This window comes from Ferrovum myxofaciens (assembly GCF_000735045.1).
In the GTDB taxonomy this organism is placed as follows: Bacteria; Pseudomonadota; Gammaproteobacteria; order Burkholderiales; family Ferrovaceae; genus Ferrovum; species Ferrovum myxofaciens.
In genome coordinates this window covers 1-1,354 of the sequence record NZ_JPOQ01000361.1, presented here as the reverse complement: position 1 = coordinate 1,354, position 1,354 = coordinate 1, and the positions used below count along the sequence as shown (strand labels likewise).

At 57.0% G+C, this 1,354-nt stretch carries 1 protein-coding gene and 1 pseudogene; both read right to left on the bottom strand.

Annotated elements, in window-relative coordinates:
- Nucleotides 1–270 precede the first annotated feature (270 nt).
- Nucleotides 271–954 carry a Spy/CpxP family protein refolding chaperone gene (locus IV91_RS0114025; protein ID WP_031599465.1) on the bottom strand — a complete coding sequence of 228 codons (684 nt, stop codon included), beginning with the start codon at nt 952–954 and terminating at the stop codon, nt 271–273.
- Nucleotides 955–1,092: 138 nt separating this feature from the next.
- Nucleotides 1,093–1,354, bottom strand: a pseudogene (locus tag IV91_RS18955) (tetratricopeptide repeat protein); the annotation flags it as partial.

Below are 1,354 nucleotides of genomic sequence, written 5' to 3'. Positions count from 1 at the left end.
ACAGAACCCCCACCACCGCGCCAGCCACCGCCACCGCGCCAACCACCTCCGCCCCAGCCCCCCTGATGGAATCCTCCTCCCCTGGCACCGCCGCCCCTTCCTCCACCGCCATGACCTCCTCCACCGCCACGAGCCCAGGATGGTTCGGTCACAACACACAAGACGCCGACCAACAGCCACGCCAAGACAACCTGTGTCTTTTTCTTTTGGTCAGCGTTCATGCAGGTTCTCCCGGAAAGTGATGCAGATGAGAATGAGGACTCACCCAGTTCAGTGACTGGTTGCGGCGGGAGGTGCAGGGGGGGCAGGAGGCATGGGCGGATGCATCATCATCCCCCCCATTCCCATTCCCATGCCCTCGCCATGCCCGCACATGGGATGCCCCATAGTGCTTCCCACCGCATAGGCTTGTTGCCAGTAGAGATCGAAAATGGTTTTCTGATTGGTATCCAGGGTGTCATAAAACTTTTGCGTACTGGCTTGCAATTTTTCCAGTAGCGCCAAATGATCCTGTAGTCGTTCAACCTCCAGACGCATGTGATCCAGACCATGAGCCATACGTTCAGGCGTGGAGACACGAGCGTGATCTGCCGTTGCACGATCCTCTTCCAGGGCCTTTTTTTCATGCTCTGCACGCCAGTGATGAATTCTTTCCGTTTGTGCCTGCGTGATGGACAGGACATCACCTGACCATGCTTTCCACCCTTCCAGTTGCGCAGCGGTCAGATTGAGTTGCTCTTTCATATCCAGCAACATGGCTTGACTGTGCTGCATCCACATATCCGGATGATGGGCATGATGGGCCTTATGCTGCACCACCGGTGCGGGGACACTGGCAGAGGGTGCAGGGGCACTGGCCGAGGGAGGGGTTCCGGCATCGGCCAGAACGGCAAGGGATGACCCCATGGCCATTACAGCCACCAGTGCCATCATTTTTTTACGGTTTACGACCATGAAAAACTCCTCCATTTTTATAGTGGGGGTGGACAAAGAACCTCTGTTTTCACAGAGAGTCGGAAAAATTCAATTCGTTCCCTGGATCATCATGCCACACACAGGGTTTTCAAAGTATGAAGAACGGCAGGACGAACCTCAACTCCAGTCGGAACCCGAATCGTTACTGGTCCAACCGGAATCCGAACCAGAATCCCAGGAGCCCCCATCGCTGACACCAAAATCACGCCCTCCCATATCGCTGTTTCCTCCTGCGCCAGAAGCATACGGATCCGCGGACCCGGTGCCTTCGCTCGGCCCATCCACCAAACGATGTGCCAGCGCTTCACCCGCCACCATCCCGGCGCCCAAAGCCGCCCCAGTGGCCAGACTACCCATTAGACCTCCACCCCCCATACCC